The organism is Rhizobium sp. P44RR-XXIV (assembly GCF_001999485.2).
Lineage (GTDB): Bacteria > Pseudomonadota > Alphaproteobacteria > Rhizobiales > Rhizobiaceae > Rhizobium.
Window position 1 is genome coordinate 676,423 of record NZ_MPVZ02000026.1, and the last position, 15,273, is coordinate 691,695.

General features: G+C 60.3%; 17 protein-coding genes. 7 read left to right on the forward strand and 10 right to left on the reverse strand.

The window, feature by feature from the left end; genetic code table 11:
* The first annotated feature begins 12 nt into the window (after positions 1-12).
* The 4 genes from truB to BSK43_RS12155 all read left to right on the forward strand — a co-directional run bounded on the left by truB (position 13) and on the right by BSK43_RS12155 (position 4,986).
* Positions 13-945 (forward strand): tRNA pseudouridine(55) synthase TruB, encoded by a 933-nt coding sequence (truB, locus tag BSK43_RS12140; RefSeq protein WP_077472210.1) that lies wholly within the window; start codon positions 13-15, stop codon positions 943-945.
* Positions 946-1,118: 173 nt separating this feature from the next.
* Positions 1,119-1,388 carry a 30S ribosomal protein S15 gene (rpsO, locus tag BSK43_RS12145; protein ID WP_077472209.1) on the forward strand — a complete coding sequence of 90 codons (270 nt, stop codon included), beginning with the start codon at positions 1,119-1,121 and terminating at the stop codon, positions 1,386-1,388.
* Between the two features lie 325 nt (positions 1,389-1,713).
* Positions 1,714-3,852 (forward strand): polyribonucleotide nucleotidyltransferase, encoded by a 2,139-nt coding sequence (pnp, locus tag BSK43_RS12150; protein ID WP_077472208.1) that lies wholly within the window; start codon positions 1,714-1,716, stop codon positions 3,850-3,852.
* 117 nt (positions 3,853-3,969) lie between these two features.
* Complete coding sequence (locus BSK43_RS12155) at positions 3,970-4,986, forward strand: class I SAM-dependent methyltransferase (protein WP_077472207.1); 1,017 nt, start codon at positions 3,970-3,972, stop codon at positions 4,984-4,986.
* A gap of 53 nt (positions 4,987-5,039) precedes the next feature.
* On the opposite strand, the gene BSK43_RS12160 is transcribed toward BSK43_RS12155, so the two are convergent.
* The gene (locus tag BSK43_RS12160) at positions 5,040-6,251 is read right to left on the reverse strand and encodes an acyltransferase (RefSeq protein ID WP_077472206.1); all 1,212 of its coding nucleotides are present in this window, start codon (positions 6,249-6,251) and stop codon (positions 5,040-5,042) included.
* A 335-nt stretch (positions 6,252-6,586) separates the two neighbouring features.
* Here BSK43_RS12160 and BSK43_RS12165 point away from each other — a divergent pair, with 335 nt between their 5' ends.
* Positions 6,587-7,210: a DUF1287 domain-containing protein gene (locus tag BSK43_RS12165; RefSeq protein ID WP_246662538.1), complete on the forward strand. Its 624-nt coding sequence runs from the start codon at positions 6,587-6,589 to the stop codon at positions 7,208-7,210.
* A gap of 60 nt (positions 7,211-7,270) precedes the next feature.
* On the opposite strand, the gene BSK43_RS12170 is transcribed toward BSK43_RS12165, so the two are convergent.
* The 5 genes from BSK43_RS12170 to fabA all read right to left on the reverse strand — a co-directional run bounded on the left by BSK43_RS12170 (position 7,271) and on the right by fabA (position 10,921).
* Complete coding sequence (locus BSK43_RS12170) at positions 7,271-7,840, reverse strand: GNAT family N-acetyltransferase (RefSeq protein ID WP_136686859.1); 570 nt, start codon at positions 7,838-7,840, stop codon at positions 7,271-7,273.
* A gap of 36 nt (positions 7,841-7,876) precedes the next feature.
* On the reverse strand, positions 7,877-8,230 hold the full coding sequence (locus BSK43_RS12175) for an HIT family protein (RefSeq protein ID WP_077472203.1): 354 nt from the start codon (positions 8,228-8,230) through the stop codon (positions 7,877-7,879).
* A gap of 86 nt (positions 8,231-8,316) precedes the next feature.
* Positions 8,317-9,123, reverse strand: a complete 807-nt coding sequence (gene fabI / locus BSK43_RS12180; RefSeq protein WP_077472202.1) for an enoyl-ACP reductase FabI — start codon at positions 9,121-9,123, stop codon at positions 8,317-8,319.
* Positions 9,124-9,127: 4 nt separating this feature from the next.
* Positions 9,128-10,351, reverse strand: a complete 1,224-nt coding sequence (gene fabB / locus BSK43_RS12185; protein ID WP_077472201.1) for a beta-ketoacyl-ACP synthase I — start codon at positions 10,349-10,351, stop codon at positions 9,128-9,130.
* A 54-nt stretch (positions 10,352-10,405) separates the two neighbouring features.
* Positions 10,406-10,921, reverse strand: coding sequence for a 3-hydroxyacyl-[acyl-carrier-protein] dehydratase FabA (fabA, locus tag BSK43_RS12190; RefSeq protein WP_068394789.1), 516 nt, complete (start codon positions 10,919-10,921; stop codon positions 10,406-10,408).
* Positions 10,922-11,218: 297 nt separating this feature from the next.
* Between fabA and irrA the strand changes: the two genes are divergently transcribed.
* Complete coding sequence (gene irrA, locus BSK43_RS12195) at positions 11,219-11,638, forward strand: iron response transcriptional regulator IrrA (RefSeq protein WP_034485455.1); 420 nt, start codon at positions 11,219-11,221, stop codon at positions 11,636-11,638.
* Between the two features lie 45 nt (positions 11,639-11,683).
* Here the strand turns inward: irrA and BSK43_RS12200 are convergent, their stop codons facing one another.
* Positions 11,684-12,319 (reverse strand): trimeric intracellular cation channel family protein, encoded by a 636-nt coding sequence (locus BSK43_RS12200; protein WP_077472242.1) that lies wholly within the window; start codon positions 12,317-12,319, stop codon positions 11,684-11,686.
* A 145-nt stretch (positions 12,320-12,464) separates the two neighbouring features.
* On the opposite strand from BSK43_RS12200, the gene BSK43_RS12205 reads away from it, so the two are divergent.
* Positions 12,465-12,941 (forward strand): hypothetical protein, encoded by a 477-nt coding sequence (locus BSK43_RS12205; RefSeq protein ID WP_077472200.1) that lies wholly within the window; start codon positions 12,465-12,467, stop codon positions 12,939-12,941.
* Positions 12,942-12,998: 57 nt separating this feature from the next.
* Here BSK43_RS12205 and BSK43_RS12210 read toward each other — a convergent pair whose 3' ends face one another.
* The 3 genes from BSK43_RS12210 to BSK43_RS12220 form a co-directional block, all read right to left on the reverse strand.
* On the reverse strand, positions 12,999-13,790 hold the full coding sequence (locus BSK43_RS12210; protein WP_077472199.1) for a YdcF family protein: 792 nt from the start codon (positions 13,788-13,790) through the stop codon (positions 12,999-13,001).
* A gap of 222 nt (positions 13,791-14,012) precedes the next feature.
* On the reverse strand, positions 14,013-14,345 hold the full coding sequence (locus BSK43_RS12215; RefSeq protein WP_068394785.1) for a hypothetical protein: 333 nt from the start codon (positions 14,343-14,345) through the stop codon (positions 14,013-14,015).
* Positions 14,346-14,504: 159 nt separating this feature from the next.
* The gene (locus BSK43_RS12220) at positions 14,505-15,227 is read right to left on the reverse strand and encodes a YoaK family protein (protein WP_077472198.1); all 723 of its coding nucleotides are present in this window, start codon (positions 15,225-15,227) and stop codon (positions 14,505-14,507) included.
* Positions 15,228-15,273: the final 46 nt, after the last annotated feature.

Sequence of the window (15,273 nt, forward strand, 5' to 3'; positions counted from 1 at the left end):
CAGAGACAGACAATGTCCAAGCCACGCAAGCCCAAGGGCCGCCCGATTTCGGGCTGGCTCATTCTCGACAAGCCGGTGGATTTCGGCTCGACCGAGGCCGTTTCCAAGATCAAGTGGCTGTTTAAGGCCCAAAAGGCCGGCCATGCCGGTACGCTCGATCCGCTTGCCTCCGGCATGCTGCCGATCGCGCTTGGCGATGCCACCAAGACGGTTCCTTATGTCATGGACGGCCGCAAGATCTATGAATTTACCGTCACCTGGGGCGAAGAACGCGCCACCGACGACCTCGAAGGCGAAGTGACGGAGAGCTCTGACAAACGTCCGAGCGAAGAAGACATTCGGGCCTTGCTACCGCAATATACCGGCGTCATCAGCCAGATCCCGCCGCAGTTCTCGGCGATCAAGATCGCCGGCGAGCGCGCCTATGACCTGGCCCGCGAGGGCGAAACCGTCGAGATCCCCTCACGCGAGGTGGAAGTGTTCCGCCTGACGCTGCTGGCCTGCCCGGATGCCAACACTGCGCATTTTGAAGTGGAATGCGGCAAGGGCACCTATGTCCGAGCGCTTGCCCGCGATTTCGGCCGCAATCTCGGCTGTTTCGGCCACATCTCCGAGCTGCGTCGCAGCTTCGTCGCCCCCTTTGCCGAAGAGGCGATGGTGCCGCTGGCGGATCTCGTGGCGCTTGAGGCAATCGAAGATGCCGACGAGCGGCTCGCCGCTCTCGATGCATTGCTGATCGATACGGCCGAAGCACTGTCATCCCTGCCGCATCTCATCATCAACGACGATCAGGCCCACCGTCTGAAGATGGGCAATCCCATTCTCGTGCGCGGCCGCGATGCGCCGGTTGCCGAAACCGAAGCCTATGCCACGGCACGCGGCAAACTGATCGCCATCGGCGAGATTGGCGAAGGCGAATTCCGCCCGAAACGCGTTTTCGCCTGAAACGCCCTTAAAAGGCTGCGGAAGTGGCGTTCCCGAACGCCTCTTCCCTTTATACCCCAAATGGTCTATAGGCAGCGCCAGCATCGGGCCTGCCCGATTGCATTCGCGGCCAATGCTGGACGACATCCCGGCGTTTGGCGACTTTAATTTCCTCTCATAGAAAGGACTATCCGATGTCGATCACTGCTGAGCGCAAGGCTGCGCTGATCAAGGAATATGCCACCGTTGAAGGCGACACCGGTTCTCCGGAAGTCCAGGTAGCAATCCTGACCGAGCGCATCAACAACCTCACGGACCACTTCAAGGACCACAAGAAGGACAACCACTCCCGTCGTGGCCTCCTGACGATGGTTTCCAGCCGGCGCTCGCTTCTTGATTATCTCAAGAAGAAGGACGAAAGCCGTTATACCAAGCTGATCGCCAGCCTCGGTATCCGTCGCTAATCGAATTTCCGGCGGGCGTTCACCTGAACGTCCGCCGGATGCTTATGAAGGGTATGAACCCTTGAGACCAGCTTCCCTCGCGCTTCCTGTTTGCGCGATGCGAGACTGCCGGCAGCCCGGATGGGCCGGCGCTGCCAACAACAACCGTTGACCTGTCATGGGGCAGGATTGCCGGATGCTTTCAGCCGAAGCCTCGTGCTTCGGCCTGATTTCGAAAGCCTCTCGTTGTCTTGCCCGTGATACGTCACATTTCGTGCGGTTGAAGATGTGCCTTGCCGAACGTGTCGGCGACGGCGCCTTTTCCCGCACAATGTAAGGACAAGATATGTTCGATATCCATACTGTCGAAATCGAGTGGGCAGGCCGCCCGCTGAAGCTCGAAACCGGCAAGATCGCTCGTCAGGCTGACGGCGCCGTCGTTGCCACCTACGGCGAGACCGTGGTTCTTGCCACCGTTGTTTCGGCCAAGTCGCCGAAGCCGGGCCAGGATTTCTTCCCGCTCACCGTCAACTACCAGGAAAAGACCTACGCAGCCGGCAAGATCCCCGGCGGCTACTTCAAGCGCGAAGGACGTCCGAGCGAAAACGAAACCCTCGTTTCCCGCTTGATCGACCGCCCGATCCGCCCGCTTTTCCCGGAAGGCTACAAGAACGACACGCAGGTCGTCGTCACGGTCATCCAGCATGACCTCGAAAACAATCCCGACATCCTTTCGATGGTTGCCACGTCCGCAGCGCTCACGCTTTCCGGCGTTCCCTTCATGGGCCCGGTCGGCGGCGCTCGCGTCGGCTACATCAACGGCGAATACGTCCTCAACCCGCATCTCGACGAGATGGACGAATCGAGCCTCGATCTCGTCGTCGCCGGCACGCAGGACGCCGTTCTGATGGTTGAGTCGGAAGCCAAGGAACTGCCTGAAGACGTCATGCTCGGCGCCGTCATGTTCGGTCATCGCGGCTTCCAGCCCGTTATCGACGCGATCATCAAGCTCGCCGAAGTCGCTGCCAAGGAACCGCGCGATTTCACGCCGGAAGATCATTCCGAGCTCGAAGCCGAAATGCTCGGCATTGCCGAAGCCGAACTGCGCACCGCCTACAAGAACACGCAGAAGGCTGAGCGCTACGCTGCCGTCGACGCCGTCAAGGCCAAGGTCAAGGCACACTTCTTCCCGGAAGGCGTAGAGCCGAAGTATTCCGCCGAAGTCATCGGCGCCGTCTTCAAGCACCTGCAGGCCAAGATCGTTCGCTGGAACATCCTCGACACCTCGAGCCGTATCGACGGCCGCGACCTGTCGACCGTTCGCCCGATCGTTTCGGAAGTCGGCCTTCTGCCGCGCACGCACGGTTCGGCGCTGTTTACCCGCGGTGAAACGCAGGCAATCGTCGTCGCCACGCTCGGCACCGGCGAAGACGAACAGTATGTCGACAGCCTGACCGGCATGTACAAGGAGCGCTTCCTGCTCCATTACAACTTCCCTCCCTACTCGGTTGGCGAAACCGGCCGCATGGGTTCCCCGGGTCGTCGCGAAATCGGTCACGGCAAGCTCGCATGGCGCGCTATCCGCCCGATGCTGCCGACGGCTGAACAGTTCCCCTACACGCTGCGCGTCGTCTCCGAGATCACCGAGTCCAACGGCTCGTCCTCGATGGCAACGGTTTGCGGCACCTCGCTCGCGCTGATGGACGCCGGCGTTCCGCTGGCCAAGCCGGTCGCCGGCATTGCCATGGGTCTGATCCTGGAAGGCGAACGCTTCGCCGTTCTCTCCGACATTCTCGGTGACGAAGACCACCTCGGCGACATGGACTTCAAGGTCGCCGGCACTGCCGACGGCATCACCTCGCTGCAGATGGACATCAAGATCGCCGGCATCACCGAAGAGATCATGAAGGTCGCTCTCGGCCAGGCACAGGGCGGTCGCACGCACATCCTCGGCGAAATGTCCAAGGCAATCACCGAAAGCCGTGGCCAGCTCGGCGAATTCGCACCGCGCATCGAAGTCATGAACATCCCGGTCGACAAGATCCGTGAAGTCATCGGCTCGGGCGGCAAGGTCATTCGCGAAATCGTCGAAAAGACCGGCGCCAAGATCAACATCGAAGACGACGGCACCGTCAAGATCGCCTCGTCCTCCGGCAAGGAAATCGAAGCGGCCCGCAAGTGGATCCACTCGATCGTTGCTGAGCCGGAAGTCGGCCAGATCTACGAAGGTACTGTTGTCAAGACCGCCGACTTCGGCGCCTTCGTCAACTTCTTCGGCGCCCGTGACGGCCTCGTCCACATCTCGCAGCTTGCTTCCGAGCGCGTGGCGAAGACGCAGGACGTCGTCAAGGAAGGCGACAAGGTCTGGGTCAAGCTGCTCGGCTTCGACGAGCGCGGCAAGGTTCGCCTGTCCATGAAGGTTGTCGACCAGGCCACCGGCCAGGAACTCGCTGCCGACAAGAAGAAGGATGACGCAGCCGAATAAGCTGCGCCTTCATTCAGGTTCCGGGGCGCGGGATTCGTTTCCGCGCCCCTTTTATATTATCGCTGTCGGCGTCACCCGACGACCGAAGCCCGTTAGTTTGCCACGAGATCACACCCCATGAGCCGCGACGCCCTGAAGACCCTGTTCCACCCCTTTGCCTCCGGCACCGTAGGCGCGCCCGGCGAGGGCGAACGGATCCTGTTTCTCGGCGCCGAGGCCGGCTGTGCGCTGCCTGATGGTTTTGCCGCCGAGCTTTCCGCCGTCCAGGGCTTCCGGCCCTTCTATCGCCAGCTGCAGGCGCAGCGCATCAACGTGACGCCTGAGATCGAGGGCGGTGACTATGACGGCGCGCTGGTACTTTGTGGCAAGCACAAGGGCGAGAACGAAGGCCATATCGCTGAAGCGCTTTCGCGGGTGAAGGAAGGTGGTCTCATCGTCGTTGCCGGCGGCAAGGAAGACGGCATCCAGCCACTGCGCAAGCGCATCGAGGGCTTCGGCCTCACGGTCGAGCACATGCCGAAATATCATGGCGTTGCCTTCTGGTTCACGCGCCCCGCCGACATCAAGCCGATAACAGCGCAGCTCGTGAAGCCGGCAACGCGCGTCGACGACCGCTTCACCACCACGGCCGGCATGTTCTCGCACGACCGGATCGATGCCGGCTCGGAGCTGCTCGCCTCGCGCCTGCCGACAGACTTTACCGGCGATGCCGCCGATTTCGGCGCCGGCTGGGGCTATCTCTCCGTGGAACTGGCAACGAAGTCGCCAAGAATCGCCCGTATCGACCTCTATGAGGCCCATTACGACGCGCTGGAGGCTGCCCGCGCCAATCTGCTTGATAATTGCCCGAAGGTCGCCCAGCGCTTCTTCTGGCATGATCTGGCGAGCGAGCCGGTCAAGGACAAGTATGACCTGATCATCATGAACCCGCCCTTCCATGAAGGCCACGCCGCCGAACCTTCGCTCGGCCAGGCGATGATCAAGATGGCCGCCTCGGCGCTGCGCGGCGGCGGCCGCCTGATGCTAGTCGCCAATCGCGGCCTGCCTTATGAGCCGGTGCTGGCGGAGAACTTCAAGGAGCATGGCGAGGCTTGCCGCAATGCCCGCTACAAGGTGCTCTGGGCAAAGAAATAAGCAAAGCAAAGGCGGCCAGTGGCCGCCTTTTTTGCGTGCACGGGCCAGTCGGCTCAGCGCATGCGGGACACGAGATGATCCCGCAGATGCAGGAAGCTTCTTTCGACGACAAACCAGAGCGTCGCTGCCACGATGAAGCAGGTGGCGACATAGATCACGAAGCCGGACAGGCCCTGAAGATTCTCCCGGCCAAAGACCATCCTGTCGAGCTGGTAGACGGCCTTGTGGGTCAGATACAGGCTGTAGGACAGCGTCGCGATGCCTGTAAGCGCCGGAAGGTGCCAGCGTCCGATCTTCGGCTGCAAATCCAGCAGGGCGCCGAGGATCAATGCCACCCCCACCGAGAATAGCGGGAAGCCTGCGACTGCGCCGGGAAGCGGCTGCAGCAGGAACGGCAGATTGGTTTCTGCAAAAGGCCCTCGTTCGGAAAAGATCATGATGGCTGAGGTGGCAAGAATGCTGCCGATGACAAGGGCGATATAGGGTGGCATGTACCGCTCCCACAACAACGGCCTGAACAGCCGGACCGCGGCCAGAACGACGCCGAAGGCCAGGCCGTCGAGCCGATTGTAAGTCGGGTAATAGATATCCCTGAGATAGGCGGCAAAGGCTTCGTTATATTCGTATGCCGCTGCCGGCAAACCAACCTCGCCTTGCCATATGGCAAGCCGCAAGCCCATGCCGACAATCACAATCGTTGCTGCGAGCAGCGTGACGGAGACGATCGTTGCATGGCGTCTCAGCAAAAGAACCAGCACCGGCAGGACCAGATAGAAATGCGCCTCGACGCTCAGCGACCACGCCTCGGTGAACGCAGTACCGGAGCGGGGATCGAGACCGAAATTGAGCGTGGCGGTCAGGAACCGCCAGGCCGGCTGCATGGCCGGCGCATCGCGCAGGGGTGGGATGAGTGCGTAGAGGCCAAGGACGACGAGAAATGCCGGCAAGATGCGCAGCGCCCGACGCAGATAGAAGCTCTTGAGATCGATGCTGCCCCGGCGCGCCGCCTCCGCCATCAACTGGGTGCCAATGAGGAAGCCGCTGAGCACGAAGAATATGTCGACGCCGAGCCATCCATAGGGCCTGAGACCCACAAGCGGCAGCGGCGTCGCCTCGGCCGGCAGATGCAGCAGCATGACCAGCAGGATAGCGATCGCGCGCAGTATATCCGGCCCCAGCGCTCTTGAGCGGGCAATGGCGGAGAGCGATGTCGTCTCGCTCGGTGGAGCAAGCGGCTTGGAATTGGCAACAGTTATGGTGTTCACGGCTGGGGTTCCCGTAAATGGTCTATGACCGCCGATGGACATGCACGAGATACTGTTGAATGCGCCTGATGTATCGCAATTCCGGCCGATCGTAACGAGCCATCCCCGGCAACATAGAATTAACCTAAAGTTTTCGTAAAATTTTAGCCAATGCGGGTTAACGCGGCCGATTCGGCGCTCTCGCAGTCCATCCGTCCTTCAGCGTGTTATGACAGAGGAGCCGCGCCCGTGCTCCACCCATGCGTGAATCACCCATAGATTCGCCTCTATTCGAAGGGAGCTTCGTCTCTCGAAGAGAAGCCTCATGCTGCTGATATCGTGAGAAGGGGAAACCAATGATGGGTGTCACGCGCCGCACGGTGCTGCAAAGCGGCCTTCTGGCCTTCGCCTCGACCTTGCCGACCATGAGCCGAGCCAACGCGGCCACCCCAGCCTGGCCGTCATCGCTTGTAGAGGCAGCAAGAGCGCAGATTGGCGTTACCACGCGCTATGACCCCACCTATGTCAGAATAGCCTATCCGGGCGGAGATGTGCCCCCAGATCGCGGCGTTTGCACCGACGTCGTCATCCGTGCCTATCGCCGTGCCTTCGGGCTCGATCTGCAAGCGTTGCTGCACGAAGATATGAAGGCCAATTTTGCCGTCTACCCCAAAGCATGGGGCATGAAGGCGACCGACCCCAATATCGACCACCGTCGCGTCCCGAATCTCGCCGTCTATTTTACGCGGCGAAAGGCGGCCTTGCCACTCAGCGAGGATTTTGCGGCCTATCGCCCCGGTGACCTCGTCACGCAGATGCTTCCGGGCAATCTCACCCATATCGTCATCGTCTCATCGAAAACATCGACAGAGGCGCCGGGACGTCCGCTGGTCATCCAGAACATCGGTGCTGGGGCAAGTGAGGACGACACCCTGTTTGCCTATCAGCGGACAGGACACTATCGGTTCGCGCCCGTCTGATCCGGACACGCCAAGCGTCACCTCTCAATATCAGCGCAAGCGGTGGCGAACAGGTTACCGTTATCTGGCCAGATTTCTCTCGGACCACTCTTGGCGCAGAACAGCGTAGACATACTCGTCGCCCCAAATGCCGTTGAAACGATCGTTTTGGATGAGGTGCGCCTCGCGACGCAGGCCGAGCCGCTCGACGACGCCGACTGAGCCGGCATTCTTCGCATCCAGCCGCGCGAAGATCCGGTGAAAGCCGAATTTTTCAAAGCCGAGGGTGATGATGGCTCCGGTGGCTTCGGTCGCATACCCCTTCCCGGCATAGGCCGGATTGAAGGTATAGCCAACCTCGGCCTGGAGGGCTGCCTTGTTGGCAAGCTGCAGGCTGACCTGCCCCACCAGGACGCTATCCTCGTGTCGAACAACCGCGCAGCGAAGAAAATCGCCGTTTTCGCTCAGGCGCGGGTTCAAACCGGCATCGAAACGCTCCCGCATTTCCTCCGGCGATGGAGGGGCGCTATAGAGATAGCGATAGATCTCGGGCAGCGAACGATAAGCGCGATACGCCTCGAAATCCTCAGGCACAAAGCGGCGGAGAATGAGCCGCTCGGTCGTGCAAAAGCAATCAATGCCCTCGTGCATCTGGATCATCCTCGATGTTTGCGGCGACAGGGCCGCTCAGTCCGGTCGCGCACCGAGCAATTCTCCCTCACTCAAACGGCGCGGGATCAAATGAACATGAGCGTGAAAGATTTTCTGGCCGGCGGCATGGCCGATGTTCGACCCGAAATTGAAGCCGCTGACGGATGTATCCTCGCGGCCGATCGCTTCCCGGCACCGCATGGCGAGCTCGTGAATGGCTTCGCGTTCTTCGGCATCGGTTGCGAAAATATCGGTCACATGGCGCCGTGGAATAATAAGTGTGTGCAGCGGCCGAACGGGAAATTTATCCCTGATCGCAAAGGCAGCAGCGTTTTCAGCGACGATGGTCAGTTCCGAGATCCGGCAAAAGATGCAGTTTTCATGCGCCACTCGAACCTCCAAAGACGTTTAGGGCCGCTTATCGCGGCCCCAGGATGCTACAGAATTCGCAATCGAGCCTATAGCGCTCGAATGAGTTACTCGGCGTCGGCGCTCGACAATGCTTCCAGCGTCGGCATCGAGGTGATGTTGTAGCCGGCGTCGACAAAGTGGATTTCGCCGGTAACGCCTGCCGACAGATCCGACAGGAGATAGAGCGAGGACGAGCCGACCTGATCGATGGTGACCGACTTGCGCAGCGGTGCGTTGCGCTGGTTCCACGAGAGAATGGCGCGGGCGTCGGAAATGCCGGCACCAGCGAGCGTGCGGATCGGGCCGGCGGAAACGGCGTTGACGCGGATGCCGCGCGGGCCGTAATCAGCGGCGAGATAGCGAACGGACGCCTCGAGCGCCGCCTTGGCGACGCCCATGACGTTGTAGTTCGGGATCACACGCGTCGAGCCGTTATAGGTCAGCGTCAGCATGCTGCCGCCTTCCGTCATCAGTTCGGCGGCGCGCTTGGCGATCTCGGTGAAGGAGAAGCAGGAAATCACCATGGTGCGGGTGAAATTGTCGCGCGTGGTGTTGGCGTAGAGGCCCTTCAGCTCGTTCTTGTCCGAGAAGCCGATTGCGTGGACGACGAAATCGAGCTTGCCCCAGCGTTCTCTAATTGCGTCGAAGACGCTATCGACAGAAGCGAGATCCTCGACATCGCAAGGCAGAAGAAAATCGGAGCCGACTTCGGCTGCGAGCGGCTTGACGCGCTTGCCGAGCGCTTCGCCCTGAAAGGTGAATGCCAGTTCCGCGCCTTGGGCTGCGAGCGCCTTCGAAATGCCCCAGGCAATGGAATGATTGTTTGCGACGCCCATGATGAGGCCGCGCTTACCCTGCATGATTCCGGTCATTGCCTTATCCGTTGTAGCGCTGGAATACGAGCGTAGCGTTAGTGCCGCCGAAGCCGAAGGAATTCGAAAGAGCGATGTCGATCTTGGCGTCATCGATGCGCTTGCGAACGATCGGCACGCCGGCAAATTCCGGATCGAGTTCGGTGATATGGGCGCTTTCGCCGATGAAGCGCTGCTGCATCATCAGGATCGAATAGATCGATTCCTGCACGCCAGCAGCACCGAGCGAATGGCCCGTCAGCGACTTGGTCGACTGGATCGGCGGGATCTTGTCGCCGAACACTTCGCGGATAGCGCCGATTTCCTTGCTGTCACCCACCGGCGTCGAGGTGCCGTGGGTGTTGATGTAGTCAATGTCGCCCTTCACGGTAGCCAGTGCCTGGCGCATGCAGCGTGCCGCACCCTCGCCCGACGGTGCGACCATGTCGTAGCCATCGGAGGTAGCGCCATAGCCGACGATCTCGGCATAGATCTTGGCGCCGCGTGCCTTGGCATGCTCAAGCTCTTCGAGAACCAGCACGCCAGCGCCGCCAGCGATGACGAAGCCGTCGCGGTTTGCATCATAGGCCCGCGATGCGGTTTCGGGGTGATCCTCGTTGAACTTCGAGGACATGGCGCCCATGGCGTCGAAGAGGTTCGACATGGTCCAGTCGAGATCTTCGTGTCCACCGGCAAACATCACGTCCTGCTTGCCCCACTGGATCATCTCAGCTGCATTGCCGATGCAGTGCGCCGAGGTCGAGCATGCCGACGAGATCGAATAGTTGACGCCGAGGATCTTGAACCAGGTCGCAAGCGTTGCCGATGCGGTCGACGACATCGACTTCGGCACGGCGAAGGGGCCGATGCGCTTCGGGCTGTTGTTCTTGCGGGTGATATCGGCGGCTTCGATCAGCGTGCGGGTCGACGGACCGCCGGAGCCCATGATGATGCCGGTGCGCTCGTTGGTGATGTCACCTTCCTCGAGGCCGCTATCGGCGATCGCCTGCTTCATGGCGACATGGTTCCACGCACCGCCCTGCGACAGGAAGCGCATGGCGCGGCGATCGACCAGATCGGTAGTATCGATGGTCGGCGCGCCCCATACCTGGCACTTGAAGCCATGCTCGGCAAAATCGGGGGAGAAAGAAATGCCGGACTTGGCTTCGCGCAGCGAGGCGGTCACTTCTTGAGCATCGTTTCCAATCGAAGAGACAATACCCAGACCCGTAACAACTACCCGTCTCATGTCGATGACCTTTTCTTAAACAGTCTGTCTTGGTGGAGGCGGCAGCGCCGCAGTTCAGGCAACCTTGTCCTTGGACAGGCCTACACGCAGGTCCGTCGCCTGATAGATGGTTTCGCCGTCGGCCTTCAGCCAGCCGTCGGCGGTGCCGAGGACCAGGCGGCCGCGCATGACGCGCTTGAAGTCGATGCCGTATTCGAGGAGCTTCGTATCCGGGCGAACCATGCCCTTGAACTTCACTTCGCCCGTGGACAGCGCCATGCCGCGGCCGGGCTCGCCGAGCCAGCCGAGGAAGAAGCCGGTCAGCTGCCACATGCCGTCGAGGCCGAGGCAGCCCGGCATGATCGGGTTGCCGGCAAAATGGCAGGGGAAGTACCAGTCGTCGGGGCGCACGTCATACGCGGCGCGAATGTAGCCCTTGTCGAAAGCCCCGCCGGTTTCGGAAATATCTGTAATGCGATGGACCATCAGCATCGGTGGCAGGGGAAGCTGTGCGTTGCCCGGGCCGAACAGTTCGCCGCGACCGCAGGCCAGGATTTCCTCGTAGTTGAAGCTGGATTGTCTCGTCGTCATAAAAATTCCGTTTCCCCCGCATGAATGCCGATGGATGTGAAGCTTTAGTGCAAGATCGACAGAAAATGAAGCGCAACCATCACACTCTCATTTATCTGTCCGATCGAACGTACCAGCTCTTATGTGGTGGTCGCATACAGGAACGCCAGAGCTGCTGCCAGTGGCAAATGCGCCAAAAGCCCGATTTTTCCGGCTTTTGAGCACCTTCCCACCCCATTGAAACTATTGAAAGCAATCAAGGCAAAAGTTATATGGCTTAGTGAAGAATTATGGAAATCAGGAATCCGGAGTCCCTGAATGGCGGAAGAAGCCGAAATCGCGATCGAGACCAGGCTGCGCAATGTGGGTCTGAGACCCACCAGGCAGCGGATCGCGCTGGGTGATCTTCTCTTCGCCAAGGGCGACCGACACCTGACGGTCGAGGAACTTCACGAGGAAGCGGTCGCCGCGGGCGTGCCTGTTTCCCTCGCAACCGTCTACAATACGCTGCATCAATTCACCGAAGCCGGCATGATCCGCGTTCTCGCCGTCGAGAGCACAAAGACCTATTTCGACACCAATGTCTCCGACCACCATCACTTTTTCGTGGAAGGCCATAACGAGGTGCTCGATATTCCGATCAGCAATCTCACGATCGGCAACCTGCCGGAGCCGCCGAAGGGCATGGAAATCGCCCATGTCGACGTCGTGATCCGCCTGCGCCGCAAGCAGCGCTGACCTCTTCCGCAGCACCGGGATTGCCCGGCAGCGGACAGCTTTCATTTACATGACATCATCCGGATGCCGCCCTGGCTTGTGATGATAGGTCGGGAAGGTCCAGCCGAACCAGAGCGCGCCGCCGCGCACGGCAAAGGCCGCAGCAACGCCGAGCCCCGCCGATGCATAGAGCGGCAGCATGGTCGCATTGGCAGCCGTGAAGACGCCGGCGCCGACAAGAGCCGCCGTCACGTAGATCTCCGGCCGCAGCAGCACCGAGGGCTCGTTTGCCAGGAGATCGCGCAGGATGCCGCCAAAGGTGGCCGTCAGCGCGCCGGTGATGATGGCAACCGTCGGCGAGCCTGTGGCCGCCATGCCCTTGGCCGCCCCCATCACGCAATAGGCCGAAAGCCCCACCGCATCGAGCCAGAGAAGCAGCCGATAGCGCGATTCGAACAGATGCGCGGTGAAGAACACCAGGACGCCGACGATGGCACAGATGATGATATAGGTCGGGTTCAGCACCCAGAAGACCGGCACCCTGCCAAGGATGATATCCCGAAGCGTGCCGCCGCCGATGCCGGTGACGGCGGCCAGGAACAGAAAGCCGATCGGATCAAGCTGCTTGCGCGACGCCGCGAGCGCGCCGGTTGCGGCAAAGAGAGCGACGCCGACATAATCCAAAAGCGAGAGAAGCGACATCGGGAACTCCAAAAGGGCGCCGGCGGCAATTTTGACGAAATGAATCACGACGGCAAGGGTCGCGCAAGCAGGCGCATGTAAAGATGTCGCAGCGGTCGCGGCGACCAAAGAGGCCGCGACGGCGCTTCGAAGAGGACCTCCCCCGGTGAAATCCCTGCTGATCGTGATTCTCAATCTCATCACATTCGTGATCATTCCCGCTGCAGCGCTGGCGCAGCAATCGCTCCTGCAGGACCCGGTGGCTTTCGAGAAGGAACATTTCACCAAGGCTTGCGATGGCCAGGTGAGCTTTGGCGACCATTTCGCCACCCAGCAGGACATCAACAACGACAAGCTGATGGATATCGTCATCAACGAGGGCGAGATCACCTGCAAGGGCGAAAAGGGCCCCTACTGCACGGATGAAGGCTGCCCCTATAATTTCTATGTCCAGGTGGCCGAGGGCGGCTACCTGCTCATCGCCACAGCACAGACCTACGGCTATGATTTCATCCAGCGTTTCGGCAACATGGTGCTGGTCATGAAGATGCATCCGCGCTTCTGCGACCGCACCGATAACGTTCCGTGCGAGATCACCGTCAGGGTGCGCGGCGTCAAATTCGTCACCATCTCAAAGAAATAGATCTCAGCCGCGGACATATGACCATTGCCGGACCGTGGTCACGGTCAGGGCACATCATTAGGGCGCCGGATAAAGCGCCGATGTGCGGCCGACGAAATAATAGCCGACGAGGCCGGTCCACTCGCGCAAGCCGGTTGCCAGCAATTGCGCGTTGAGCGAGGGCTGGGTGAAATCGAAGCGCAGCGTCTCCTTGCCGGTGCTGCGATAATCAACCGGCCAAGGCACGACGGGAATGCCCTGCTTGCGGAAAATGCCCATCGAGCGTGGCATGTGGAAACCCGACGTGATGAGCAGGCAATCCGAAAGGCCGTTCTGCGCCAGCAGCTCCTTGGTGTTGACTGCATTTTCGAAGGTGGTGCGCGAGGTCCTGTCCTCGACCATGCGGCTCGTCGAGATGCCTAGCGCGGTGAAGAAGCGCTCCGAGATGACGGCATCGCCCTCATAGCTGCCGCCGATCGAACCATCGCCGCCCGAGATGACGATGCGGGCCTGCGGATATTTCTGCGCCAGCCGCAGGGCCTCGACGAGCCGGTCGCCAGCCGAATCGAGCTCATAGCCGCCCCGCGCCGTCGTCACCTCGTTCTGCGTGGCGCCACCGAGCACGATCATGCATTTGAGATCCGCAGGGTCGGCGGCGGCGCGCGGAAAGCGCTCTTCCAGCCCCTGCACGACATAGGCGCCCGCCGTCGTGTACAGCGCGACGAACAGGATCAGGAGGGACAACAACGATGCAGTGATCGCAGAGGCACGCCAACGCAGAAGCGTGGCGATGAACGCCAGCAGACCGAGGAAAAATGCCAGCGACAGCGGCTGACCGAAAATCCAGACAAGTTTCGAAAAAACAAACACGGCACACCTCAAGCTTGTCGGCAAAAACGATTCGTTTTCTCCCTAGCAGATTTTGTGCACTGCAATGTGGCTATTTCGATTGCCGCGCCATTGAGGCGGCAACCTTCATGCTCTCGCTGTATAGTGGCCGGAGAACAAGTGTCGGCAAGCAATTGTCGAATCTGCCAGAGCGCAAGAGCTCTGGCAGGGTGTGGAGATGCATGGACCAATAGTTTTTATTGGCTATTTGCAGCCCTTGGCTTTCATTGTGTTTTGAACCGATAACACCTTGCCTTTTGAAACCGATATGGTGCCTTCCTTATCGCCACCGGTAACGCTGGACATCGGAACGCCAATCAGGAAAACGCCAAAGGCATCTCCGTTGGCGGCATTATTCTGTTGCTTGGACAGCGCCGCGAGATTGGCCTGCTCCTTTTTTAATTCTTGTGAGAGCGCAGCACAATCAAGGTTTGAATAGGCAGCCATCGGAATATCCGTAGGTACGATGGCATCAGGGCGCTTCGCGCATGCAGCCAGTGGCAACAGCGCAAGCGCCGCAATAAATTTACGATTCATTTCAGGATCCCCAGCATGTTTACGGCCTTACTAGACAGCAACGCTGAGGAGAGAGAAAGGAGTCGAAAAATCAACCACAGGATTTTTAATGGTATCTGTTCATTCCACAATTGCCGAAGTTGCACATAGAGCGAGATTTGCCGGGCAAGTTACACACGGCTACTTCGTTCGCCGCGCCATCGACGACGAAATCATCAGCCGCTGATTGAAGCGATGCTGCAGCGGCCGAGGAATCAGGAGCGTCACCAGGGCCAGCAAGAATGCGACGATCGAAACCAGCCAGAGCGCGCCTGCGCCAAGTGAATGGGCCAGGACCGCACCGATGACGGCACCCGATATCATGCCGCTCCAGGGCACGATCTGCACCGTCCAGGCAAAATCCCGGTCGCCAAGCAGAAAACGGCCAATGCCGCGGCCAAACCGCGACAGCGCCCCGGTCACGTAGGTGAGCCCGATCGGCAGACCCTCGATATGTTCGACCGTGGCGTTGACCATGCCCATGGCCAGCACGACCAGGTAGAACTGCACCAGCAGCAGAGAGGGCAAACCAAGGCTCGCAGCCGCAGCGAGAAGAACACTGACGCAGACAAGCACGACGAAGGCGCGCCGATCGGCAAGGTGGGCAACAACGATCCCGAGCGCATTGCCGGCGATGAAGGTGACGATCGCGGCCAGCAGCACCAGCGCATGGCCGAAATCACCCGTGCCGAAAGCAATCGCCGCCCGCGTCGTATTCCCGGTCATGAAGGACACGAAGTTGCCGGTGAGCATCAGACCGACCGCATCGGTCATGCCGGCGAGAAAAGCGATCGAGGCAACGAGGAGCAACCCCGTCACCCTGCGGCGGGTCTTGATGAGACGACGGCGGCGCTGTCTGGTCATGTCCGAATCGGATGAGTTGCGGAAGGCCAGAGGCTAGCATGGCATG